Annotated in this window: 19 protein-coding genes; 4 read left to right on the forward strand and 15 right to left on the reverse strand. The window is 51.9% G+C overall.

Going from position 1 to position 22,703, the window contains the following annotated elements; translation table 11 throughout:
* Positions 1–11: 11 nt before the first annotated feature.
* The gene (locus tag K7G70_RS15045; RefSeq protein WP_223789472.1) at positions 12–1,256 is read left to right on the forward strand and encodes a DUF3011 domain-containing protein; all 1,245 of its coding nucleotides are present in this window, start codon (positions 12–14) and stop codon (positions 1,254–1,256) included.
* A 302-nt stretch (positions 1,257–1,558) separates the two neighbouring features.
* Here the strand turns inward: K7G70_RS15045 and K7G70_RS15050 are convergent, their stop codons facing one another.
* The 6 genes from K7G70_RS15050 to K7G70_RS15075 all read right to left on the reverse strand — a co-directional run bounded on the left by K7G70_RS15050 (position 1,559) and on the right by K7G70_RS15075 (position 10,996).
* Positions 1,559–4,150 (reverse strand): TonB-dependent receptor plug domain-containing protein, encoded by a 2,592-nt coding sequence (locus K7G70_RS15050; protein WP_223789473.1) that lies wholly within the window; start codon positions 4,148–4,150, stop codon positions 1,559–1,561.
* Positions 4,151–4,441: 291 nt separating this feature from the next.
* A complete protein-coding gene (locus tag K7G70_RS15055; RefSeq protein WP_223789474.1) occupies positions 4,442–5,236 on the reverse strand; it encodes a helix-turn-helix domain-containing protein in 795 nt (264 codons plus the stop codon).
* Between the two features lie 147 nt (positions 5,237–5,383).
* Complete coding sequence (locus K7G70_RS15060) at positions 5,384–6,079, reverse strand: hypothetical protein (protein ID WP_223789475.1); 696 nt, start codon at positions 6,077–6,079, stop codon at positions 5,384–5,386.
* Positions 6,080–6,354: 275 nt separating this feature from the next.
* Positions 6,355–7,701 carry a hypothetical protein gene (locus tag K7G70_RS15065; RefSeq protein WP_223789476.1) on the reverse strand — a complete coding sequence of 449 codons (1,347 nt, stop codon included), beginning with the start codon at positions 7,699–7,701 and terminating at the stop codon, positions 6,355–6,357.
* Positions 7,698–8,450: an outer membrane lipoprotein-sorting protein gene (locus K7G70_RS15070; RefSeq protein WP_223789477.1), complete on the reverse strand. Its 753-nt coding sequence runs from the start codon at positions 8,448–8,450 to the stop codon at positions 7,698–7,700. Before K7G70_RS15070 ends, K7G70_RS15065 begins: the two co-directional genes overlap by 4 nt.
* Before the next feature lie 29 nt (positions 8,451–8,479).
* Positions 8,480–10,996, reverse strand: a complete 2,517-nt coding sequence (locus K7G70_RS15075; RefSeq protein WP_223789478.1) for an efflux RND transporter permease subunit — start codon at positions 10,994–10,996, stop codon at positions 8,480–8,482.
* Between the two features lie 140 nt (positions 10,997–11,136).
* Between K7G70_RS15075 and K7G70_RS15080 the strand changes: the two genes are divergently transcribed.
* Both K7G70_RS15080 and K7G70_RS15085 read left to right on the forward strand, forming a co-directional pair.
* The gene (locus tag K7G70_RS15080) at positions 11,137–11,460 is read left to right on the forward strand and encodes an ArsR/SmtB family transcription factor (protein ID WP_223789479.1); all 324 of its coding nucleotides are present in this window, start codon (positions 11,137–11,139) and stop codon (positions 11,458–11,460) included.
* A gap of 389 nt (positions 11,461–11,849) precedes the next feature.
* Complete coding sequence (locus tag K7G70_RS15085) at positions 11,850–14,054, forward strand: carbohydrate binding family 9 domain-containing protein (protein WP_223789480.1); 2,205 nt, start codon at positions 11,850–11,852, stop codon at positions 14,052–14,054.
* A 226-nt stretch (positions 14,055–14,280) separates the two neighbouring features.
* Here K7G70_RS15085 and K7G70_RS15090 read toward each other — a convergent pair whose 3' ends face one another.
* From K7G70_RS15090 to K7G70_RS15105, 4 genes are all read right to left on the reverse strand, one after another.
* Entirely contained in the window at positions 14,281–14,751 is a 471-nt protein-coding gene (locus tag K7G70_RS15090) for a T6SS immunity protein Tdi1 domain-containing protein (protein ID WP_223789481.1), read from the reverse strand.
* Positions 14,752–14,836: 85 nt separating this feature from the next.
* Entirely contained in the window at positions 14,837–15,244 is a 408-nt protein-coding gene (locus K7G70_RS15095) for an NUDIX hydrolase (RefSeq protein ID WP_223789482.1), read from the reverse strand.
* Between the two features lie 126 nt (positions 15,245–15,370).
* On the reverse strand, positions 15,371–16,738 hold the full coding sequence (gene radA, locus K7G70_RS15100) for a DNA repair protein RadA (RefSeq protein WP_223789483.1): 1,368 nt from the start codon (positions 16,736–16,738) through the stop codon (positions 15,371–15,373).
* Positions 16,731–16,964 (reverse strand): glutaredoxin family protein, encoded by a 234-nt coding sequence (locus K7G70_RS15105; RefSeq protein ID WP_223789484.1) that lies wholly within the window; start codon positions 16,962–16,964, stop codon positions 16,731–16,733. The genes radA and K7G70_RS15105 overlap by 8 nt, the downstream gene beginning before the upstream one ends.
* A 14-nt stretch (positions 16,965–16,978) precedes the next feature.
* Here K7G70_RS15105 and K7G70_RS15110 point away from each other — a divergent pair, with 14 nt between their 5' ends.
* Complete coding sequence (locus K7G70_RS15110) at positions 16,979–18,358, forward strand: L-serine ammonia-lyase (RefSeq protein WP_223789485.1); 1,380 nt, start codon at positions 16,979–16,981, stop codon at positions 18,356–18,358.
* A gap of 82 nt (positions 18,359–18,440) precedes the next feature.
* Here K7G70_RS15110 and K7G70_RS15115 read toward each other — a convergent pair whose 3' ends face one another.
* The 5 genes from K7G70_RS15115 to K7G70_RS15135 all read right to left on the reverse strand — a co-directional run bounded on the left by K7G70_RS15115 (position 18,441) and on the right by K7G70_RS15135 (position 22,680).
* Positions 18,441–19,145, reverse strand: coding sequence for an SIMPL domain-containing protein (locus tag K7G70_RS15115; protein ID WP_223789486.1), 705 nt, complete (start codon positions 19,143–19,145; stop codon positions 18,441–18,443).
* A gap of 176 nt (positions 19,146–19,321) precedes the next feature.
* The gene (locus K7G70_RS15120; protein WP_223789487.1) at positions 19,322–20,629 is read right to left on the reverse strand and encodes an ATP-binding protein; all 1,308 of its coding nucleotides are present in this window, start codon (positions 20,627–20,629) and stop codon (positions 19,322–19,324) included.
* Positions 20,629–21,333: a response regulator gene (locus tag K7G70_RS15125; RefSeq protein ID WP_223789488.1), complete on the reverse strand. Its 705-nt coding sequence runs from the start codon at positions 21,331–21,333 to the stop codon at positions 20,629–20,631. The genes K7G70_RS15120 and K7G70_RS15125 overlap by 1 nt, the downstream gene beginning before the upstream one ends.
* Complete coding sequence (locus tag K7G70_RS15130; protein WP_223789489.1) at positions 21,330–21,779, reverse strand: DUF3019 domain-containing protein; 450 nt, start codon at positions 21,777–21,779, stop codon at positions 21,330–21,332. The genes K7G70_RS15125 and K7G70_RS15130 overlap by 4 nt, the downstream gene beginning before the upstream one ends.
* A gap of 7 nt (positions 21,780–21,786) precedes the next feature.
* The gene (locus K7G70_RS15135) at positions 21,787–22,680 is read right to left on the reverse strand and encodes a MipA/OmpV family protein (protein ID WP_223789490.1); all 894 of its coding nucleotides are present in this window, start codon (positions 22,678–22,680) and stop codon (positions 21,787–21,789) included.
* Positions 22,681–22,703 lie beyond the last annotated feature (23 nt).

Genomic DNA, 22,703 nt, shown 5'->3' on the forward strand with positions numbered 1-22,703 from the left:
GGAGGAACACCATGAAACAATACCTGGTTTGGATCACTGTGCTGCTGACAGCAGCCATTGGGCCAGTTCACAGCCAAACATCAGCGGCCGAAGAACTGGAGCAACTGTCCACGGAAAATAATTCCACCGAAGAACAATACAACCAAAGCAAACAGCAAAAATCCATGGGCCAGAAAAATTATGGTCAGGGTGACCGCTTTGTTTGTGAATCATACCGCGGTGGGCGACAACATTGTCGGGCCGATACCTCAGGCGGGGTGCGTTTGGTGCGACAAATGGGCTACAACAGCTGCCAAGGCAACTGGGGCTACGATTATTATGGGGTGTGGGTGACCAACGGTTGTCGCGCTGAATTCCAGATCGACCGGTACCAAAATCACTATGGCACCACCGAACACATCATCCGCTGTGAGTCTTACAGCTACCGACGCCAAACCTGCGCCCGCAACCTCAATGGCGCTGAAGTGTCCTTGATCCACCAACTGAGTCACCGCAGCTGCCGCGGCAACTGGGGTTACAACCAGAATGAAGTCTGGGTGTCCAATGGCTGCAAAGCCGACTTCCTGGTGGTCAGCGGTGGTTTCAATGACCCGTACAATCCAGGTTATGGCGATGGCTTGGTCGAGTGTCGCTCCCAAGGTACTTACATCGAACATTGTCAGGTTCCCGATTTGCAAAGCGTGGAGTTGGTGCAAGAAATGGGTGGCCTCTTTGGCGACCGTTGTCGCGGCAACTGGGGCTATTCCAGCCACGGTTTGTGGGTGCGCAATGGCTGTCATGCCCAATTCAGGGTGGTCGAATACCAAGGCAACGCCAACAGCGGTCCAGGGTACAACGAACCCAGGGGACAAGAAGTGGTCTGTGAATCCAATTTTGGCCAGGTCCACACCTGTCAGGCCGCCACCGCCGGTGGGGTGGAATTCGTGCAGAACCTGTCCAACACTTCATGTCAGAATCGCTGGGGTTATGACCAAAGCGGCATCTGGGTGAAAGACGGCTGTCGGGCCCGCTTCATGACTTATCCAGGTCAAGTGGGCAGTCAAGCCCCGCCGGTGAGTGAAAGCTTTGAAATCAAATGCAAATCTCGCCGCAATGAGCTGAAAATTTGCGACACCCGTGGCCCGTTCCGAGAAGTCAAATTCAAACGCGAAATCAGCAAGGGCAAATACCCATGCGAGGGCAACTGGGGCGTCAATCAAAACGGTGAGCTGTACGTCACCAACAACTGCTACGCCGAATTCAAAGTGTTCAAATAGGCCGGCACAACGCCCACAAAAAAACCCAACAGACCAGGCGGTTGTTGGGTTTTTTTGTGGGTGAAGCCCAAGAGGAAGTGGCCTCACCCGCACCCGCAGCTGGGGTGGTCAGTGTAAAAAAGCGCCATCACCGATGTGTTCACTGGATAGATGCAATTTTTTGAGTCAGAGAACATATGTTGACCGCAACAACCGAGTCAAGGATTGCTGGCTGGTGGTGATGGCACAAGTTGGTCGAACGTGCATGGACCCACTGATTGGAGAACTTCGGTCCATGCACCACAACCAATTCAAGCAAAACGTCAGAAAGTTTGCGTGTATCTGAAGTAAGTCACCCGCCCAAATCCATCATACAAATTGAAGTCGTAATTGCGCGAGCCGATGTTGCCACGACCAATGGGCGGGAACTTCTCTCCGGCATTGCGCACCCCCAAGGTGAATCGACCATCCCAATTGGCATGGTAATTCAACTGCAGATCGTGGGTGGTCCAGGACGGTGCCGAGGTGTTGTTGGCATCGGCATCCTGATCGCCAATGTAATTGATGTTGTAAGCAAAGCTCCAATCTCCAATGGCATACTGATTGGACACCACCACCCGATTCTCGGGCACGCCGGGGGATTTGACCAACTCCCTGCCACCATCAACCGATTGGTCCAGCAAATGGCTCAATTGGATGTTGGTGGTCATGTTACCACCCCAAAATGCGTAGTTGAAACGGGCATTGACGTCCAATCCCGATGTTTCAACCAAACCTTGGTTACCAAAGCCAGAAAAACACTGGGTGATCGAACCATTGGGTGAGCGCTGGCAACTCAAGCCAGCGGGAATGGGATCACCATTGATTTCGGCATTGATAATGAATTGCGCCGTGAAAGAACGGATGCGGTTGCTGATTTCGATGTTCCAATAGTCAAGGGTGAAGTTGAACCAATCCACCGGTTCATAAGCCACACCCAGTGAAAACTGGTCGGAATCTTCCGGTTGCAGATTGGGGTTGGCTTGGATGATGTCATTGATTTGCAACGTACAAGTAGGGACCTGGCCTTGATTGACGCAGGATTGTGGGTCTCGCACTGAGGTGGCCGAGAATGAAGGCTTGGCGGTCAATACGGGTAAGGTTGGGGCCCGGAAGCCTTGGCCGTAGGAACCGCGCACGGTCAAATTATCCAATGGTTGCCAACGCACCGACAGCTTGGGTGAAAAATTATCGCCAAAATCTGAGTAGTCATCATAACGACCGGCCAGGTTGAACTCCAAATTATCCAGCACCGGAAACAGGGCTTCAAAGAACAACGATGTCACGTCGCGATTGCCCGCGGCTGAATTACCCGAAGAACCGCCCACTTGGCCGGCCTCAGACTGCGGATCGTATTGATCCGAGTACTTCTCTTCTCGGTATTCGGCACCCAAATACATCGATGCCGGACCGCCATCCAAATCAAACAGGTCAAAGGCCACCGACCCAAACAACTCATCTTGGTCGTATTTTGATTCGCGGAAAATGGTGATCCGCATGGCATTCAAGACGCTGTCTGGGGCGTTGTATGGATTGGCCAGGTTGTAAGCACCGGACTCAATCAGGTTGACCGCGGCTGAGCGCAGCAGGTAGTTTTTGCCCACGGTGTCATCGCGGTTGTCGGTGTGCCGCAAGCCAAACTCCACTTCAGCCCGGCCGATTTGGCCAGTGGTGCCAATCAAGAAATCCAGCTGTTGTGAGGTCACTGTGCCATCCCGATTACCCAAGGCATCAAAGCGGTGCCACCAATTCACGGCTTGCGGATCCAAGCCCAAGGAAGGGTCATACAAAGGTGAATTGGGGTTGGTAGGGTTGTTCGGGCTGTTGGCACTCAGCGGGGTCGAGAAAAATGACGAATCAGGCACCGGCGCATACCGACCAAATGATTCGGCTTGGGAAAACGTGGTGTTGGCCCACAACACCCAGTTGGTATTGATTTCATGGGTCGCCTTGGCATAAAACGATTTGTTTTCGGTCGACGCTTCATTGGCCGACACCAAAGTGAAATCATAGGCACATCGGGTGCCATTCAGGGAGTTGGCGTTTGGCGTGGTGAAAAATCCCGTGCCCGGAAAATCACAGCCAGCGCCATTGGCAAAAGAAGTCCAGTTGAAGTTGTCAAAACCGTCGGTGATGGTGGTGAAGCTGTTGCCATAAACCGAAGCACCAGGTACGTTCCATGGAAAATCTCTGGCGAAGACAATTTCTCGATCATTCCATGACACCCCGGCCAACAAGCTGGAGCGATCGGCCGAGGCACCAAACACAATGGAGCCTTCTTCACGTTCACCACCGTTGGCAGGAATCGACACGTCAGCCGTACCCAGCATCAATTCTGCCCCTTGGTAATCTGAACGGGTGATGATGTTGATGACCCCGCCGATGGCATCTGAGCCGTAGACCGCTGAAGCGCCATCTGACAGCACTTCGATGCGCTCAATGGCGCCCATGGGCAAGGTGCTTAAATTTTGCGATGAACCGGTGGAAGGTGATTTCGGCAAGCGGCGGTTATCGATCAAAACCAGTGTTCTGGCTGAACCCAGGCCACGCAATGACACCGTGGCCTCACCTTGGGCGGAACTGCCCGATTGGGGTCGGAATGAACCCGAACTGTTGAACGTTAAATTGCGGATGTAGTCGGCCGCATTGGACTCACCACTGAGTTCAATTTGTTCGCGGGTGATGACGGTGATTGGCAAAGCCCCTTCCACATCTGAGCGTTTGATGCGTGAACCGGTCACCGTGATTTTACCTTGCTCTTCGACGTTTTCGTCGGACTCATCTTGGGCCCACAACGCCGGACTGTAGACACCGGTCGTCACCACACCCAGTATCAATGAGCGGCGTATGGCTTCAGTCAAAAAGTTCTGTTTCATTCAATTCTCCAAAGTTAAATAATGCCAAAGACTGGTCGGTCAAAAGGGTGGAGGTTGAGACGTCTTAACCAACTTTTAACTTTTCAGTCGCTAGTCGCCATTAAATAACAATGAATGGGCCCTTGATAGTAAATTTCGATTATCCATTTGAGCGCATCGACAAACCAGATAATGATCCATAAATCACTGATTTAGATGGTTTTTAATTCAACCCAATGAGTTAAAAAATGGCCCCGGTTAGGTCCACTTAGGGGCATGCGGATTGAAGCCGAAGGATGGGCCCTTAGGTGCTCAGGCCGAGAGGTATTTGGATGGGGTTTTGCCAACCACCGATTTAAAATCTTTGATGAAATGGGATTGGTCAAAGTAGCCAAAATCATACACAATATCAGTCAGTTTCTGATGTCCTTGGGCGCGTTCCATGGCCGACAAGATGGCGTTAACTTTGATCACTTTGGCATACTTTTTCGGTGACAAACCCACCTCTTCGCGAAAGCGTTTTCTGAATTGGGCGGTGCTCAAGGCCGACTGCCGTTCCAATGACACCATGTCCACCATGCCCTGACAGGACAATATGGCTTGCACCGATTGATCGATGACTGAGTGTTGTCGGACATGCACTTTGGGTTCCAAAAAATCGGCAATGGTGTGCAACTTGCTGAGCGGATCGGCGCATTGTTTCAGTTTGTTTTGTAAACGCACACCGGCCCGTGACCACAACTCACTGATCGGCACTTTTTGATTCATGAAGTCATTCAAACGGCCGGAAAACACATATTTGAAGGCACCGTGCTTGAACCGCACCGACATGATCTCGGTGTCAGGTGGCAGTTTCAGCTGGTAACCTTGCTGGTGTAAGCCACCAAGGAAAGCTTCGTCCCGCCGTCGCCACACGCCATCACAACGGTCTTTTTGCCACACCGAATTGTCACTTTGAAAGATCAACTCGAACACCCCTTCTGGACAGCCCTCAAACAGCAAGGACTGACTGTCCTGGTGGTGTTCATTGCGGTAAAAGCTGACCGAATCCACGTATTGCCTGAGTGCAGGCAATTGGTAAGATTGGGTGGCACAGAGTTTTTTCATGGTGAATCAGGGTGTTGCATCTACGAAATTTATTGTACACCAATTGTTGGTGATGTCTTGTAAAAAACGATTATCCCCATTCGACTGGTCCCTGTCATGGACCAGTGGTCATTCAAACAATGGCATTGTTGGCCAAGATTTGAACCATCAGTTTTGTTTTGGTGACAACAGCTGTCCCCAACGCACTTTCAATTCGTGTTCCAGCATGGGTAAAAATTCTTGATACAACCCCAGCAATTGATCATATGCGAGGATCCGTTCTTTGGTAATTAAACTGATTGCCGATACCGATCTAACCACCAATTGGTCCTGACACATTTCATTGATGTCGAAGATGATCGCTGCACTGGCACTGGATACATTGCTTAAAGATTGACTCAAATCATATTCGATGTACCTATCCACCAAGAGTCGATGTTGCTCCACTGCGCGCATGACCGAATCAGTTACTCCATGCCTGAATTCAACTTCAGCAATCATGTGGGTCAGGTGGCTTCTGATTTCGATGTTTTTCAACACATCGTATCCACCCGTTGCCGTAATTTCATTGATGGTTCTGCGTAAAAACCTGGGTGGATTGATGTAGCCCAATTGGTTGATGCCACGTTGAAACAACATGAAATCATTTTCTGCCACTTCACAGTGATGTAATGACTTGATTATGACGGCTTGATCAGACAGTTGTTGTTGGTGAAAGCTGTTGTCATCAGACAAGCCTTTGACATTGGCCAAAAAGTCTTGGTGCAACCTGATCAGCAGTGACTTTTCTCGCTCTTTCTCCTTGCGACTTTCATTCCAATTGGCCACTTGGATACCGATAAAAACACCCACGACCACAATCATGAAATCAATGAAAACAGCGGTCCAGTTTTGTTTTTCAATGTGTTTTGCAATGCGCCGAAATAACACGATTCTCATCTATAAATTGGGGCGTCAAAGACGCAGGATCTGTGGAGTCATTCATTTTCTCAGTATAAGACAATGTGAATCACAGTTCGAGAAATGGGTTTGATCAATCAATAGTTAATTGCCATCTGCTTGTGCCATCAATGGGAATTGGCGCCATTAATCATGATGACATCAGCAAAAAACCAAACCGATGCTTTCATCTGCCAGACTCAGTATTGAAACCGCAAGCGGGCAAACCAATTGCTGGCGTCTTCAAATTGACCAAAGAAGGTGTGCTCATCAGCACCTGTGAAGAGGTTGCCACCGACACTGAACAACCACCGGTCACTGTGGCGGTATTGCACCGTTGGGCGCCAATAACTGTCTTCATCTGTGGGTGAGTAATACATGAACAAGGACCAGGTCAACTTGTCTTGCATGGCCCGATAAGTCAGGCGGTTGGTGATCACATGGCGGTTTTTCTCAGGCTCGAACTCTGGGGACAGGGAATTGGCCAGCAAGCGTTCATGATCCTGGGTGTGTTCCAGGTAGTATTGCACCCCCCAATTCAGCTGGCTAATCAACTCCCGCTCATAACCGAGCAAAACCCGCCATTGCGAATTGGGCACCCAAGGGTTGTTGCCCTGGCGGTCCTCCAGGGCTTGGTGCTGACCCACTTCGGCATGGTACAAACCTTTACCCACGATACCTTGGACACTGGCACCCCAGACATTTTTCGCCGGAAAATAGGGACGTTGCTGGTCATTCACTCCCAGCGGTGATTTGCTTATGCCGTGGTAGCCATACAAGGCCCATTGCAGCCCTTGGTGGTTGCCAAACACCCGCATGGCATACTCTGGATCGCTGGGATCTTGGGGGTTGATCACTTCAAAACCACCCAGCCGGCCTGCGGCAGACGGCACAAACAAAGCAAAGCGCTCGCCATTGATGAAGCGATCGGGGGCTGCCGTTGGGGTGATCACCCAATCCACATTGAAGGGTTTGAAATAGCGTGTGATTCGAATGGCGTCGGCTGGGGCTTTGAGGTAATTGTCATCGCGGCCGCTGAAGAATGACAGCCAATCTTTGGGAAACTGGTCGTTGATGAACAGCAGGTCACCGGTGCCCCAGGTGGTGATTTGGCGCCCCAGCACCACATCGGTTTGTTGGCCCACCGGAAATTGAAAATTCAGTTCACGCAAGTCAAACAACAAACCACCCTCGTCGCTGTTGGGCACCGCATCAAACCACACATCATGGCTCCAATTGAACACCCAGCGCTCGTGGCTGTAGTCAAACTGTTGGTGCCAACGCAGTTCACTGAGGGTGGTTGTATTGGCCAACAAGGGATCGCGATCGAGGCGCTCGCCATGTCCCCATTCCAGAAATCCCGCATGAGTCACGGGACTGTCCTGTTCGCTCCAATCGTCGCCCCATTCATCACTCCATTCATTGGCCTTGGCATCACCTGGCGCGGCAGACTGGCCATCGGTGATGTCTTTTTGCGGCTCATCGGCTTGGGCCAACACCACCGCCGTGGTGAGCAACAGCAGCAGGCCTGTGAGCCAGGTTTTCATTGTGCTTTGAGCCAGGTGCGTGGTGGGTTGCGCAAAGAACGGGTGGTGAACACCGACTCTTCCATACCCAAGTCATAGCGGGGACCCCTGAATTGCAACAAGGTGTGGCCACCGGTTTGGAGGTTGCTCACTTTTGATTGCATGACGGTGGGGTGGCCTTGCACGGCATCAACCGCCAACACCTCAACCCGTCGATAGATGCGGTCATGGGCATCATGGTACTCAATCAACATGGGCAGAAAAGTCTGCCGGTCAATTTTCATGGTGTAGCGCGCAAACTCCACCAGCGTCGGATCTTTGGGCACGCTTGCCAGGTGGTAATGGGTTTCATCTTGTCCCACCAACTGATGTTGATCGGCCGCCGGGTTGCGACCTGAGACGTCTTCATAAAAAAAATCTGAACCAACAAAACTGGTGCGGTTGTCTGATGCCGCAATGCGTTTTTCCAGATCCAGTGCGGGCAAATAAAGCCAACGGTCATCATCTGCAGCCACTTTTTTGTGCACCAAGAACACCGTGTCTTTGACGTCTGAGGGCCTGGAAAAGACCACCAAAAATTGTTGCTCACCGCCTTCTGACAAGTCATTGCGCAAGATCACAAACTGCCGCATTTGCTTGTTGCCTTTGGCATCTTCAATCAACATGCGGGCTTCGGCCCGGCCGTCATCGCCGGCATAAAAAGACGCCAAATTGGCCCGCTGAACGATCTCATCAACCGCCAAGTCATTGGCCGACACGACCAGGCTCATGAGCAGGCCAAAACACCAGAGAATCATTTTCATCGCTGTACTCCAAAGGCCCAACGGACCAAAATTTTCAACAAAGCCGGTAACATCATCAAAGTCACCAAGGCCGACACCGCCATGATGGTGGCCAGGAAAAAGCCCACCGTGATGTACGGCACCAAGGGGGCCAATAACAAGGGGGTGAAGCCAATGGCAATCACCACCGCATTTTTGCTGATGGCCGCTGCCGGCTCTTCAAACATCAACTGCATGGTTTGCTTGAAATCATTGGTTTCTTGATACAAATCCCGTGCCCGCTGTAAAAAGTGAATGGCAAAATCCACCGACAAGCCCAAGGTCAATGCCGACAGCACCGCAATGGGCATGTCATAATCCTTGCCCACCCAACCAATCAAGCCATAAATGAAAGCAATGGTCAGGGTCAACGGCAACATGGCCAACACCCCAAACAACAAACTTCTGAACAACACCACCATCATCACGAACACCACCACAAAGGCACTGACCAAGCTCATGCCCATGCCCATCACCATTTCTTCTTGCCACACCTTGTTCAAAAAGGTTTTGCCCGCCCAAGCCACCGACACACCGGCCGGTGGTGGGTTGTCGGCCAGGAACTGGTCCATGTGGTTAACCACTAGGCTCATGTCCTGGTTGTCACCACTGGTCAATTGCACCCAAATCAAGCTGCTGCTGTGGTCTTGGCTGACAAAATGCCACAGGTCATGCGGTCGGTGTGATGACTGGTATTGCAACAAGGCTTGGGCCACACCGGCGGCGGTGGGTGGCAAACGAAAATCGCTGGCCGCCCCTCCCATCAATTCGCGGTACACGGTCTTGACCACATCGGCCAGGGAATTGGATTTGCCGACCAGCCCGCTGTCTTGTAAGGCTTGTTGCAGACGTTCGACATAAGCCAGATTGGCCGGTTGTTTGAACGCCGCGATGTCGGCCAGGGTTTGCTCAGCAGCCACCATCAATGGCTCCAATTCGGCCACACCGGCGTCATCCGCGGCAAACAACTGGTCTTCGGCCCAAAACAGCCATGCCGTCAAAGCCGCTGTGAAATCGGGGTTTCGTTGCAGCAGCTGGGTCATTTCTTGCTCGGCCGCTGACCCATCAGCCAGTTGGCTCATGAACTGCTGTTGGTGACTTTGGCGGTCTGACTCCAGCACCAAATAGGCATCATAGGTGCCAGCAAAGTGTTCATTCAACACCCGATCAGCGACCCGAATGGGATGCTCGGCCTTGAACCAACGCACCGGGTTGTCATTGATCTGAATGCGCAGCACCCCCAGCACGCTGATTGCCAACAGCACCAGAAACAACAGCACCATTGCTTTGCTGTGGGTCAGGCTGAATTGGCCCAGGCGCTTGACCCCTTTGAGCAAGCCAGAGCGGCTGTGGTGAATGTCCCGCAAAGACTGCAAAGCGGCCGGTTTGAGCACCGCCAAGTAAGCCGGCACAAAAACAAGGGTTAACACAAATGCCAGCAAAATGCCCATCCCAACAAAAGCACCAAAAATTTGTACCGGAGGGATGGGGGTCAACAACAAAGAAAAGAACCCAACTGAAGAGGTCAGACTGGTGAACAGCATGGGCTTGAACAGGTTGTTCAACACCTGCCCGATCACCGTTTCCCGGTCCTCGTCCGCCTCATAGTTCTCAACAAATTCGGACAAAATGTGGATTGAATCGACCACCGCAATGGGCATCAAAAAGATGGCGATCATGGAGCTCATGATGTGCACGGTGTAACCCATGCCAATCATGGTGCCCATGATGATGATCACTGTGGCCATGGCCACCACCATTGGCGCGGCAATGAATTTCAAATTACGGAAAAAAACCCACATCAAGACAAAAATCATCAGCCCAGCCAGCGGCGCTGAAATGCCCATTTGGATGAACATTTGGTAACCAAAAGTGTCTTCGGCCACTGGTAAGCCGGTGATGTGGTACTCGTCAGTGGATCCAACACCAGCAATGATGGTTTGGATCTCAGTGGCGATGCGATGGGATTCGTTTTTATCGGCAATCGGCACATAGATGCTGGCCGCTTTGAGGTCTTCTGATACCATGGTGTTTTGCAACAACGGCAAGCGCGCCACCTGCTCGGCTATGGCCACTGCCGCCGGTTGGTCCACCGGTGCTTGTTTCATCAACCACTCAAAACGTATGGTACCAGGCCCTTGTTGAGTTATGTTGTCAACATGAGACAAGGCCATCAAGTCATGGGCAATGACCCCTTCGATGGCCTCAATTTGATTGGCCACAGTCAATAAGGCTTGCAATGACTGGGGATTGAAAATGCCCTGCTCTGAGCGGTTAACAGCCCCCACCACGATCAAATCAGAGAGGTTGAAGCGCGCTTTGACTTGGTTGTGAAACACCCGTTGGGCTTGATTTTCCGGCAGCATGTTCTCGGGGTCGGTGTCCACCTGTATCAATGGCATCATGGCCGCGGTTAACACCGTCAACAACACCAGGCCTATGAAGATTTTTTTCGGGTGGTGCAGCACCAAATGGGTCAGTCGTTCTGGGTTCATTCGCTCTCAGTTCTCCGCAAAAGTTAAGCACATATTATATATTAGTTTTTTCTAATTTACAAACAGTTGTTTCCCGCCGCATTATCATGCAAAATACTGGCTGTTTAAAAGGCTGAGGGTGATTATAAATGAGACAATCCATGGAAAACATGTTGATCCATTCCGGATCGGCATCGGCTTTGTTGAAACTCATTTCCAACCAACAGCGACTGTTGATTCTGTGCCTGCTCCATGAAAAGGAAATGTCCGTTTCGGAGCTGAATGAAACCCTGTCTCAATTGAGCCAATCGGCATTATCACAACACCTGGCCCAGCTTCGCAAAGCCAAATTGGTGAAGATCAGACGCCATGCCCAAACCATCTATTATTCCTTGACCGACAGCAAAGCGGTCAGCATCATCCACCTGCTGCATGAGTTGTACTGTGCCGATGATTGCCCGGCAGAAAACACCAACCCCAACTGATTGACCCAGCACCTGGCTTTGAGATTTAATGAGCAGTCATGATGAGGCTGCGACCAGCTCAGCCAGCTAGGGAAAGAAAAAGCAAGTAGGATGAGCTTGGCCCATCATCAGTCCCAAATAAAGATCACCGCGTTGTGCTGAGCCAGTCGAAGTGAGCCTGTCGAGGTGTGGTGACATGGCAGCAACCCCAGCCATCACCAACAGGCATCGGCAAGTGTCCTATTGAGCCTAAAAGAATGAACCTGTCAGGTGCTATTACAATCCCAATCACACATCCATGCGCTTAAAGAATGCATAATTTTCAAAAAAATATGTTACCTTTGGGGGGTTGAGGCCGTTCATACCCCTAACTAGAATCTAACACATCAAGGCTTTTTCGTAGGGGACCCATGAAACATTGCATCTGGCTCATTTTGTGCTGCTTGTCAGCCACCGCCCAAGTCATCGACACCAAACAAGTGCCCCTGATCGAGGGCGATTTCAAAATCGACGGGGTGCTGGATGAACCCGAATGGCAGCAAGCCTTGATGATTCCCTTGGAGTGGGAAACCAGCCCCGCCGAAAACGCACCGGCCATGGTTAAGACTGAAGCGTACCTGATCGACACCGGCAGCACCCTGGTGGTGGGATTCCATGCGGAAGACCCAGATCCTGACAGCATCCGGGCCTTTCTGCGCGACCGCGATGCCTCCTACAGCGATGATTTTGTCGGCGTCATCCTCGACACCTACAACGACGAACGCCGGGCCTTGGAATTTTTCACCAACCCATTGGGCGTACAAATGGATTTGATCCTGACCAGCAATTCTGAAGACGATTCCTGGGACGCCATCTGGGATTCGGCTGGAAAAATCACCGAATTTGGTTACGTGGTGGAGATGGAAATCCCCTACAACGAATTACAAATGCCAGATTCCGATGGTGAAAAAACCTGGGGTCTGTATGTCCAGCGCACCCACCCACGGGATGACCGCCGCCAGTACCGCAACGTGAAAATTTCCCGCGACAACGATTGCTTCTTGTGCCAAACCGAAAAAGTGACTGGTTTTCCCAATGCCGATCGCGGCATGGATTTGGAGATTACCCCCACCCTGACCGCCCTGGCCTCACGCAGTCGCGACCCCGAAGATGCCGACTACGGCCCTTCTGACACCGATGTGGAAGCCGGCCTGGATGTCAATTGGGGCATCAATTCCAACCTCACCTTGAATGCCACCATCAACCCGGATTTCTCACAAGTGGAAGCCGATTCGGCGCAGCTGAATGTGAACCAAAACTTCGCCTTGTTTTTTCCGGAACGGCGCTCGTTTTTCCTGGAGAACTCCGATTATTTCGATTCCAACATGAACCTGGTATACACACGCAACATCGCCGACCCCGATTATGGGCTGCGCGCTGTGGGTAAATACGACGCCAATGCCTATGGTGTTTATTTTGCCAAAGACACCCTGACCAACTTGGTTCTGCCCGGCACCTTGGGCTCCGATTTCACCACCTTGGAAACCGAATCCAACAACCTGGTCGGCCGCTACCGCCGCGATTTTGGTCAATACGCCTCCACCTTCGGCGGCACCATCACCAGCCGCGAAGGCGGTGATTACCGCAACACCGTGGTTTCAGCAGATATGAACTACCGCCTGACCCCCAAAGACCTGTTCCGGGTGCAATTCGCCAACTCCGAAACCGAGTACCCCGATGAGTTGAGTGAAGAATTCGACCAACCCTTGGGCTCTTTTTCTGGACAGTACTACTTGGCCCGCTACAACCACAATGGCCGCAATTGGCGCTTCAATGCCTACCACGAAAGCAAAGACGGCGGCTTCCGCGCCGACAGTGGCTTCATTTCACAAGTCGGCACCAAAAAATCCATCATCGGTGGTGGTTATGTGTGGATCGGCGAGGAAGACAACTGGTGGAACCGCATGGACATCTACTCTGACTGGGACATCACCCACGATCAAGACGGCACCGTGTTGGAAAAGGAGTTTGAAGGCAGCTTTGGCATCAACGGTCCCCTGCAATCCTTCTATCGGGTGGGCCTTGGGGTGCGTGACCGCTTCTGGGACGACCGACTGTTCCGCGAAAATTACCGCTTCTTTGACTTTGACATCAAGCCCTTATCCGGTTTATCCCTGGGCTTTTACGTCGATTTCGGCCACAACGTCGACTTCCGCAATGACCGATTGGCTGACTCCCGGCGCTTGGGCGGCTATGTACGGGCCAACATCGGTAAACACTTCAGTGTCAATGTCGACCACAACTACCGCAACCTGTCGATCACCGACGGCAACATCTTCACCGCCAACCAAACCGACATCCGTTTGTCCTACCAGTTCAACATCCGCCAACGCCTGCGTCTGGCCATCATCAACACCGACGTCAACCGCGACTTGAGCTTGTACAACAACCCCGAAGACTTCAACAAAAACAGCGAGAACCTGGCCACCCAGTTGATCTATTCCTACAAAGTCAATCCCCGCACCCTGCTGTTCGTCGGCTACTCCGATGCCGGCACCCAATTCGATGACATCGAAAGCTTCGTTAAAACCGACCAAAGCGTGTTTATGAAGTTCAGTTATGCCTGGAAACGGTGATTGAATTCGATTAACAGCCTAATTCTCATTTAAGGCCTAAGGTCACCGAGCCTGTCGAGGTGTGTTGAATGATATGAATGACCCGTCAAACGTGATGCGGCTTCGACAGGCTCAGCCAGCTTGTGATTGATTGAGTCTGCAGGATGGGCCCCGCCCATCATCATGACCACCAGTACTTGACGATCTCTGCGTCAGGCTGAGACTCAATCTCGACTCAAAGTGTGCTTCATTCAATCCCTCGATTTTGACCGAGTATGTCGCTGTGAATGAAGACGTTTCCTTTGGTGAAGCCATCCAAATTCAAGGATCCACCGATGGCTGGGTCCAACGCCGGGTGGTATATTTCATCAGCTGCTAGTGGGCCGAGTATTTTCACCAAAGCCTTCACATCTTTTTCAGTGATCGGATACAAGCCATATTGAGGAAAAGACGGCTCTTTAAGTATGCGCTCCTCAAATTCTGCAATGTCGGGAAACTCACCATAATTTTTGCAATTATTTCCGGGCATGCTGGGATAAAAAATCAAGTATTCTTTGCTGTCTGGTGCGAACAACAAAATGGAACCTGTCACTGAATAACCTACAACCTGGGTAAATGATCCGAGGTGTTTTTGCCACACCCCCAGCTTATCTGATGACACCGGCTCTTTGTACAGTTGATAAATTTTGATACCCGACTTTTTTTTCCAAAACATCATAATGACTTCCTGTTGGCTTGATTGTGGTTATGGACTTCTGGGATGGGCTTGGCCCATCTGGGTCCTGATCCCCTTGATTTAATCATTATCGGAGTTTTTGCTTGGCTTCGTCATTCAGTTTGACGGCATAACCCATTAAACTGAGAACCTGATAAACAAATTTTAAGTCCATAATCATCCCAGTTTCCAACAGTTTTTCGGGCTCTACCCAGACATATGAGTCACATTCAGAAAGGTTTGGAGTGACTGCCTGACCTTTGTGTTTCATTTCACATCTGAAATAATGATTGCCTTCAATCTCAATCACAAGCTCATTGATTAAGACATCCAAATCTGTTTCTTCTTTGGCTTCTCTAACACAGGCTTCCTCAGGTTTTTCATTGAACTTGATTCCTCCACCAGGAAAGCACCATTGCCCAGGCCTAGAGGTCGAAGAACTTCTTTCAATCAACAGAATCTTTTCTTGGTTTTCGATTACAGCCCAAGCCGCCATATTGTTTTACCAAATGAAAATTTACAGAATATCAAGGATCTCAATCAATTGCATGTCCTGCTTGATCTCAATGCTGGGCGTGGCCCATCCAATGATTCAATAAACATGACGACCAGGCTTTGTCTCTCACACCAAATCCACCACCTCACTCACCTGCTCCACGGTGATGATTTTGATGGGCAGGCCTTGGACCCATTTGCCGGCGTTGCCTTTGGGGATGATGGCGGTTTTGAAGCCGTGGTTGGCGGCTTCTTTGAGGCGGTCTTCACCGTTGTGAACCGGGCGCACTTCGCCGGTCAGGCCGACTTCGCCGAAGACGATGGTACCAGCCGGTAAGTAGCGGTTTTTGAAGCTGGACAAGATGGCCATGATGATGGCCAGGTCGGCGGCGGTTTCGGTGATTTTCATGCCGCCCACCGCATTCAAAAACACGTCATGGTCGTGAATCGCCAGATGACACATGCGGTGCAACACCGCCAACAACATGGCCAGGCGGTTGTGTTCCAAGCCCACCGACAGGCGGCGTGGGTTACCCAGTGGGCTTTGGTCGACCAAGGCTTGAATTTCCACCAACAAGGGTCGGGTGCCTTCGCGGGTGCACATCACCACCGAACCGGCTTTGTCGGCCTGGCGTTCACTCAAGAAGATGGCCGAGGGGTTTTCCACTTCTTTGACCCCGGTTTCGGTCATCGCAAAAACACCGATTTCATTGACTGCGCCAAAGCGGTTTTTCAGGGCCCGCAGCACCCGATAGCGGCTGTTGCCATCGGATTCAAAATACAACACGGTGTCGACCATGTGTTCCAGAATTCGGGGACCGGCAATCGTACCATCCTTGGTCACGTGGCCCACCAATATCACCGTGATTTTGCTCTGTTTGGCCATGCGCACCAATTGGGCAGCGGCTTCTTTGACTTGTGACACCGAGCCGGGAATGGCGGTCAGTTGTTCACTGAACAGGGTTTGGATCGAATCGATCACCACCAGATCCGGTTTTTTCTGCAAAGTGGTGGCGATGATCGCCTCCACCGAAGTTTCGGCCATGCAATCCAGCTCATCGGCTTGCAAGCCCAAACGCGAGGCCCGCATGGCGATTTGTGACAAGGACTCCTCTCCAGTCACATACAAGGGTGTGATGACCTGGGCGATTTGGGCCGAGACCTGCAACAACAAAGTGGACTTGCCGATGCCCGGATCGCCACCCAGCAAGATCACCGAGCCCGGCACGATGCCACCACCGAGTACGCGGTCCAATTCCTTGATCGCTGAGGAGGTGCGTTGCTGTTGTTCTGTGCTGATTTGACCCAGTTTTTTGATCGAAGCATCACCGGAATAATTGGCGTAGCGGTTGACCTTGGTGCCGCTGGCTGCGGTGGGCTGAATTTTGATCTCGTCGATGCAGTTCCACGCTTTGCAGGCCACACACTGACCGGCCCATTTGGTGGTGCTGTGACCGCATTGGTTACAGACGAATTGGGTCTTGGCTTTAGCCATGGGGCAACTCCTCGCTTAAGGCTTGGGCCTGCTCAGCAGTGAATGGCCAATTCAGCTCTTCCAATTCGCTGGCCAGCACCGGCACCCGCACGTGGTAACGTTGGATCAATTCAGGGGATTCATCGATGTCGACAAATTCAAATTCGATACCGGCAGCGGTCAATAACTCTTCGGCATACTCACACAACGGACATTCCATTCTGCTGTATAATTTCAATTTTTTCATGCGCGTAGTTTATCATGGCAGTCAGTGTATTTGACCTCTTTAAAATCGGCATCGGACCGTCCAGTTCGCACACCGTAGGGCCCATGCGTGCGGCCAACATGTTCATCTCGCAAGTGCTGTCACACCAGCTGGCCGAACGCACCGATCACATCATCACTGAACTGTATGGCTCACTGAGCCACACCGGTCGTGGCCATGGCACCGACAAAGCAATCATTTTGGGCCTGTTGGGTGAAGAACCTGACCAGGTCGATCCCGATGCCATTGAAGGCCTGCTACAAGCAGTGGAAGACAGCCAAACCATCCAGGCACATGCCGATCTGACCTTGAATTTCAAAATCAAAAAACACCTGGTTTGGCACAAACGCAAAAAACTGCCCCTGCACTCCAATGGCATGCAGTTCACTGCCTGTGATGCCGAGGGCAATGAGTTACTGCGCAAGGCCTATTACTCGGTCGGTGGTGGCTTCATCCTGGCCCACACCCACATGGCCAAACAGCACATCATGGAAGACGACTCCAAGCTGCCCTACCATTTCACTTCCGGGGATGAGTTGATCGACTTGTGCACTGCACACAACATGACCATTGCCGAAATCATGTATGCCAATGAAGCCACTTGGCGCCCCCGAGATGAGGTGGATGCACAACTGGATCAGATTTGGCAAGCCATGGCCGCCTGCGTGCAACGGGGCCAAAAAACCGAGGGCGTGTTGCCCGGCGGTTTGAAACTGGCCCGCCGCGCTCCTAAAATGTTCCAGGATTTGGACAAACGTTCGGCCAAAGACCTGGCCGATCCCTTGACCATCCTGGACTGGGTCAACATGTTTGCCCTGGCCGTCAGCGAAGAAAACGCCGCCGGTGGCCGGGTGGTGACCGCCCCCACCAATGGCGCCGCCGGCATCATCCCAGCGGTGTTGCATTACTACACCAATTTCATCCCGGACAACAACCCACAAGGCATTCGTGATTTCTTGCTGACCGCAGCCGCGGTGGGCATTTTGTACAAAACCAAAGCGTCGATCTCCGGTGCCGAAGTTGGCTGTCAAGGTGAAGTGGGGGTGGCTTCCTCCATGGCCGCGGCGGGTCTGGCAGCGGCCTTGAAACTGAGCCCCGATGAAATCGAAAACGCTGCTGAAATCGCCATGGAACACAACCTCGGACTGACCTGTGATCCGATAGGTGGCTTGGTACAAATTCCATGCATTGAGCGCAATGCCATGGGCGCCATCAAATCCATCAATGCCGTGCGCATGGCCGATCGCAATGACGGCAGCCACACGGTGTCATTGGATAAAGTGATCAAGACCATGAAAGCCACTGGCGATGACATGAAAGAACACTACAAAGAGACCTCTCGCGGTGGCCTGGCCGTGAACATCATTGAGTGCTGAAGCCCCGCAACTGACACCCCAAAAAAAAGGCCATGCTGTGTTGCATGGCCTGAGAAGAGGAAGGGTGACGTTTTTCTTGGAGTTATTGGTTGATGCGATAAGTCACTTGGACCACCGCGGTGTGGGTGTTGCTGCCGGCTTCAATGGGCACTGGCGGTCTGGGTGAAACCGCACCGCTGACGGTTTCATCGTTCAACACCGATGTTTGTGACAATAAGTCAATGCCGATGACTGGCCCCAGGCTGACCCCGGTTGAATTGGCCAGGATGGTGGCTTTGGCCAAGGCGTCATCGGTGGCTTTTTCCAACGCTACGCGGTGCACGTCGGCCAGGACGGACGAGCCAAAATTGATCGAATTGATGCGGGTGGCCCCGGCATCGACCAACAGATTCAACACCGAACCGATGGCCGAAACTTCTTTGACTTTGATCTGCAAGCCATTGGTGACTTCATACCCTTCGAACACGTAAGTGCTGTCGTTCCAACGGTATTTGGGTCTGAAATTGAACATGCTGGTGGAGATGTCGTCGCCATCAATGCCCACCCCACTCAATTCCATGAGGATGTTGCTGACTGCTGCGTTGTTGGTGGTCAAAGCAACATCGGCATCCATGCTGAGGGTGGTCACTGAAGCGTTGATGGAGCCTTCGGTGTTGAGCATTTTGACTTGCCCCACGCCCATCACTTGAATGGTGTTGGTGGCAGTAGCATCGGAGGTTTGTGCTTGGGCCAAACCAACACAGCCCAAGGCAAACACGACCAACAATTTATAAGGTGATTTGTTCATGACTGATGACTCCATGGTATGTACGTTTGGGTATCAGTTTAGGGCATGCCACCAACAAATGATGTAACGGCTTTGTTTGAAAATGTATCAATTTGTTTCAATATGGGGCTTGGCCGGTGAATCATTAAAAATTCATTAAGCAAGCAACGGCTGCTCGGGGCCAGAGCCTGGGTGCTTCAAGCCAACGGCAAGGTGAAGCGAAAACAGGCACCTGGCAGTTGGCCGGTGGCCACCTGCAAATGACCCTGGTGTTTTTGGGTGATGGTGTGGGCAATGGACAAGCCCAAACCATAACCCGATTTTCGTTGGGCTTGAGAAACCCGAAAAAAAGGTTCAAACAAACGCTCGGTGTTCACCTCACCCAAACCCGGTCCATCGTCATTGATCTCGATCACCAAGGCCCCTGAAGCCAAGTGGGCACTGACCACACATTGTTGCTGGGCAAAACTGAGGGCATTGCGCAACACATTGGACAAAGCCCGAATGACCGACAGCTCATGACACATCAGCTCATGGTCTTCGTCGATGTCATCGGCCATGTGCAATTGCAAATCAATCCCCGGTTGGTGGTGACTGGCCACCAAATCTTCCAACAAGCCCTGAATGCCCACGGCTTTCATGGCAAAGGCCTTGATCTGATTGACTTCGGCATAGCGCAACATTTCATCGATCAGTTGTTCCAACTCTTTGACGTCATCACGCATGGCCGCCACGCTTTGCTTGACTTGCTCGGCATCTGGGTTCATCGACAACTCTTCAAAGCTGAATTTCATGCGGGCCAGGGGCGTGCGCAGTTCATGCGATACGGCGTTGACCAAGTCACGCTGGGTTTGCATCAAGCGTTTGATTTTCAAGGTCATGGCGTTGAAAGCATCGGCAATCGGGGCCAAGGTGGTGCTGGCGGGCACTTCAACCCGGGCGGTGAAGTCCCCTGAACCCAAATCCAAAGCCGCTTGTTTGAGTTGGATCAACTGTCTGGCAAAGGGTCGGATCAAGACGAACAGCACCAAGGCCAACAAGGCATAAAACACCGGCAACACCCAGCTGCGTTGGTCGATCACCTCAGGCAGGTTGGCTGGCAAGCCCAACACCCGATCGCTGTCACCCAAGCGGCGATACAAAGTCAGGTTATCGCTGGCATCGAACAAGGCCAACACCTGACCACTTTGTAAGGTGGTCAAGGTGCTTTGATCGGCAGCAAAATCGGCCAAGGACACCAACAACAGGGGTTGTTGAAATTGTGGCTGCAAGGCCATTACAGACTGGTCCCAGACGTTCGCCTCTTGGTCCGCCAACAGCTGGCCAACCAAACTGAAAATGGGTTGGTGACTTTGGATGGTCTGGTCCAGTGCATCGGCTTCATCCATGCGATTGAGGACGTATTCAATGCCCGAACTGATGATGATCAATGTGGCCACCAGCACCACATAAAACCGGGTGAACAAACGGTTAGAAAATTGGGCAGCCTGAACCGGACGCGCCATCAAACCGACCAGGCAGAAGGCACGAACAAATAGCCTTTACCCCAAATGGTTTTGATGCGTTGGGGTTCGGTGGCATCGTCGCCGAGTTTTTTGCGCAAGCGGGAAATTTTGATGTCCACGGCCCGGTCACTGCCGTCATAATCCAAGCCGCGCAAATGGTGGTAAATGTCATCCCGGGTCAGCACCGAGCCGGCGTTTTTGGCCAACAAATGCAACAAATCAAATTCATGGGTGGTCAATTTAATGATTTCCTGATTGAGGGTCACCGATTTGGTCAAGTTATTGATCGACATGGAACCAAACACCAATTCATCCTGATCTCGTTGTTTGTCGATGGCGCGCCGTTTCAGCAAGGAATTGACCCGCGCCAACAAAACCCGTGGTTCAACCGGCTTATTCACATAATCATCCGCCCCGGTTTCAAAACCCATGACCTGATCGATGTCACTGCCCGAAGCGGTCATCATCAGCACTTTGCCTGGATACTGTTGGCGAATCTGCCGCAACACCGCAATGCCATCCATGTCTGGCAACATCAAATCCAACAACACCAAATCAGGCGGCTGCCGATGGCAGGACTCAATCGCCGCGGCCCCTTGACTCACCACCTTGGTGTGGAAGCCAGCCCGCTCAAAATAGGACTGAATCAACTGCGCCAAGCGCTCATCATCTTCAACAATCAATAACTTGGGGGCATCACTCATAGGGATTGAATACTCCAGGGTAGTTGACTGCGGCGTCGTTTGTGTTTTCGATGGGGCCGCAAAGCCGCGTATTTGACGGTGGATTTGATCACAATCTGCGCGGTGCCCAAGGCCGTCAGCCAATAATCCAAATCTTTCAGAATGGTGATCCGGTGGACGAATTCTCCGGACCGACTTTGTTGCCAACAATTCAAGGGTTCATCGGCCATGCCGGCGTGCAAACAGACGTCGGTCAAACGATCACTTTGCCAAGAAACCTCAATGCGGCTGATGCAGCTGGATTCGCCCCGGGGGGCAATGCAAATGTGGGGTTTGATGGTCAAGATGATGTTGGCTGCTGGTTCGCTGGGGCCCGATTGCTCGGTCGTGACTGCTTGCCCTTGGGCCAGTCCAACCGCCATCAGCATCCACAGGCCCCACCACGCTGTTTTTTTCAATTCATCCATTGAACACCTAAAACCGATAGTACAAACCAGAAAAGAATGACCGGGTGTGGTCGGTGTCAATCAATGGGCTTTGATGAATTTCCTGATCCAACTGGGTGTAACTGAATTGATTGACGTAACTGAGCTTGTTGCTGATGCGGTAACTGAGCAAAAACCCCATGTTGATGTTGATCGCATCGGCCCCTTCATAGCGCAAGCGAAAGAGGCTGGATTGGTTGTCCAAACCATAATAATAATCGACCAATTGTGCCGATTTCCAACTCACCCCCACCCGCGGTTGAAAGGCCCATTTGCCTTTGGCCCAGGTGTGGCTGAAGCCCACATCCATTTGCGTGCCCTGATGGGTGTTCGACACATCTTGCAACACTTGCCATTGCACCTGTCCATTGGGCATGTCCCACACGGCTTCCAAACCCAAGTTAACCGCAAAGCTTCGGTCCGGTAGATTCAACAGTGAAAACACCCCAGGCGGGGCTGGGTCGGTGCCGCCTTCACCCACCACATCAACCGGTAAGACTTCCAGGGAATCCAGCGGACCGCCTTGAACGCTGCTGGTGCGCACCAAAGCCAGGTCATTGAAATATGAGTAATAAACGCGGTCGCTGCTGTAGGTGGTCAATACATTCAAGCCAAAACCGGGTTGATCGATCCAAGTGAACCCCAGTTCACCATTGTCGAAGAAAAAGCGCTCTCCATAAATGGCCAGATCCAAAGTCACATAGGTCGACACGTCATCGGCCCCGACGAATGGATTGCTTTGATCACCAAAGCCGATGCCCACGCCCAAATCCCAGATCCGGTCAACCATCTCTGGCTCTTCTGTCCCTGCCTCTTGAGCCAGTCCGGCGGTGGGCAACCCCAGGCAGAACACAGCAAGCAGCTGCAGTCTTGTGTTTCGCATTTCAGTTCTGTTGATTGGCTGAG

The organism is Marinicella meishanensis (assembly GCF_019931145.1).
GTDB lineage: Bacteria > Pseudomonadota > Gammaproteobacteria > Xanthomonadales > Marinicellaceae > Marinicella > Marinicella meishanensis.

Bases quoted from the DNA above. Each gene is read 5' to 3' on its own strand.
- K7G70_RS15045 (WP_223789472.1), top strand. From the start codon at position 12: ATGAAACAATACCTGGTTTGGATCACTGTGCTGCTGACAGCAGCCATT.
- K7G70_RS15050 (WP_223789473.1), bottom strand. From the start codon at position 4,150: ATGAAACAGAACTTTTTGACTGAAGCCATACGCCGCTCATTGATACTG.
- K7G70_RS15055 (WP_223789474.1), bottom strand. From the start codon at position 5,236: ATGAAAAAACTCTGTGCCACCCAATCTTACCAATTGCCTGCACTCAGG.
- K7G70_RS15060 (WP_223789475.1), bottom strand. From the start codon at position 6,079: ATGATTGTGGTCGTGGGTGTTTTTATCGGTATCCAAGTGGCCAATTGG.
- K7G70_RS15065 (WP_223789476.1), bottom strand. From the start codon at position 7,701: ATGAAAACCTGGCTCACAGGCCTGCTGCTGTTGCTCACCACGGCGGTG.
- K7G70_RS15070 (WP_223789477.1), bottom strand. From the start codon at position 8,450: ATGAGCCTGGTCGTGTCGGCCAATGACTTGGCGGTTGATGAGATCGTT.
- K7G70_RS15075 (WP_223789478.1), bottom strand. From the start codon at position 10,996: ATGAACCCAGAACGACTGACCCATTTGGTGCTGCACCACCCGAAAAAA.
- K7G70_RS15080 (WP_223789479.1), top strand. From the start codon at position 11,137: ATGGAAAACATGTTGATCCATTCCGGATCGGCATCGGCTTTGTTGAAA.
- K7G70_RS15085 (WP_223789480.1), top strand. From the start codon at position 11,850: ATGAAACATTGCATCTGGCTCATTTTGTGCTGCTTGTCAGCCACCGCC.
- K7G70_RS15090 (WP_223789481.1), bottom strand. From the start codon at position 14,751: ATGATGTTTTGGAAAAAAAAGTCGGGTATCAAAATTTATCAACTGTAC.
- K7G70_RS15095 (WP_223789482.1), bottom strand. From the start codon at position 15,244: ATGGCGGCTTGGGCTGTAATCGAAAACCAAGAAAAGATTCTGTTGATT.
- radA (WP_223789483.1), bottom strand. From the start codon at position 16,738: ATGGCTAAAGCCAAGACCCAATTCGTCTGTAACCAATGCGGTCACAGC.
- K7G70_RS15105 (WP_223789484.1), bottom strand. From the start codon at position 16,964: ATGAAAAAATTGAAATTATACAGCAGAATGGAATGTCCGTTGTGTGAG.
- K7G70_RS15110 (WP_223789485.1), top strand. From the start codon at position 16,979: ATGGCAGTCAGTGTATTTGACCTCTTTAAAATCGGCATCGGACCGTCC.
- K7G70_RS15115 (WP_223789486.1), bottom strand. From the start codon at position 19,145: ATGAACAAATCACCTTATAAATTGTTGGTCGTGTTTGCCTTGGGCTGT.
- K7G70_RS15120 (WP_223789487.1), bottom strand. From the start codon at position 20,629: ATGGCGCGTCCGGTTCAGGCTGCCCAATTTTCTAACCGTTTGTTCACC.
- K7G70_RS15125 (WP_223789488.1), bottom strand. From the start codon at position 21,333: ATGAGTGATGCCCCCAAGTTATTGATTGTTGAAGATGATGAGCGCTTG.
- K7G70_RS15130 (WP_223789489.1), bottom strand. From the start codon at position 21,779: ATGGATGAATTGAAAAAAACAGCGTGGTGGGGCCTGTGGATGCTGATG.
- K7G70_RS15135 (WP_223789490.1), bottom strand. From the start codon at position 22,680: ATGCGAAACACAAGACTGCAGCTGCTTGCTGTGTTCTGCCTGGGGTTG.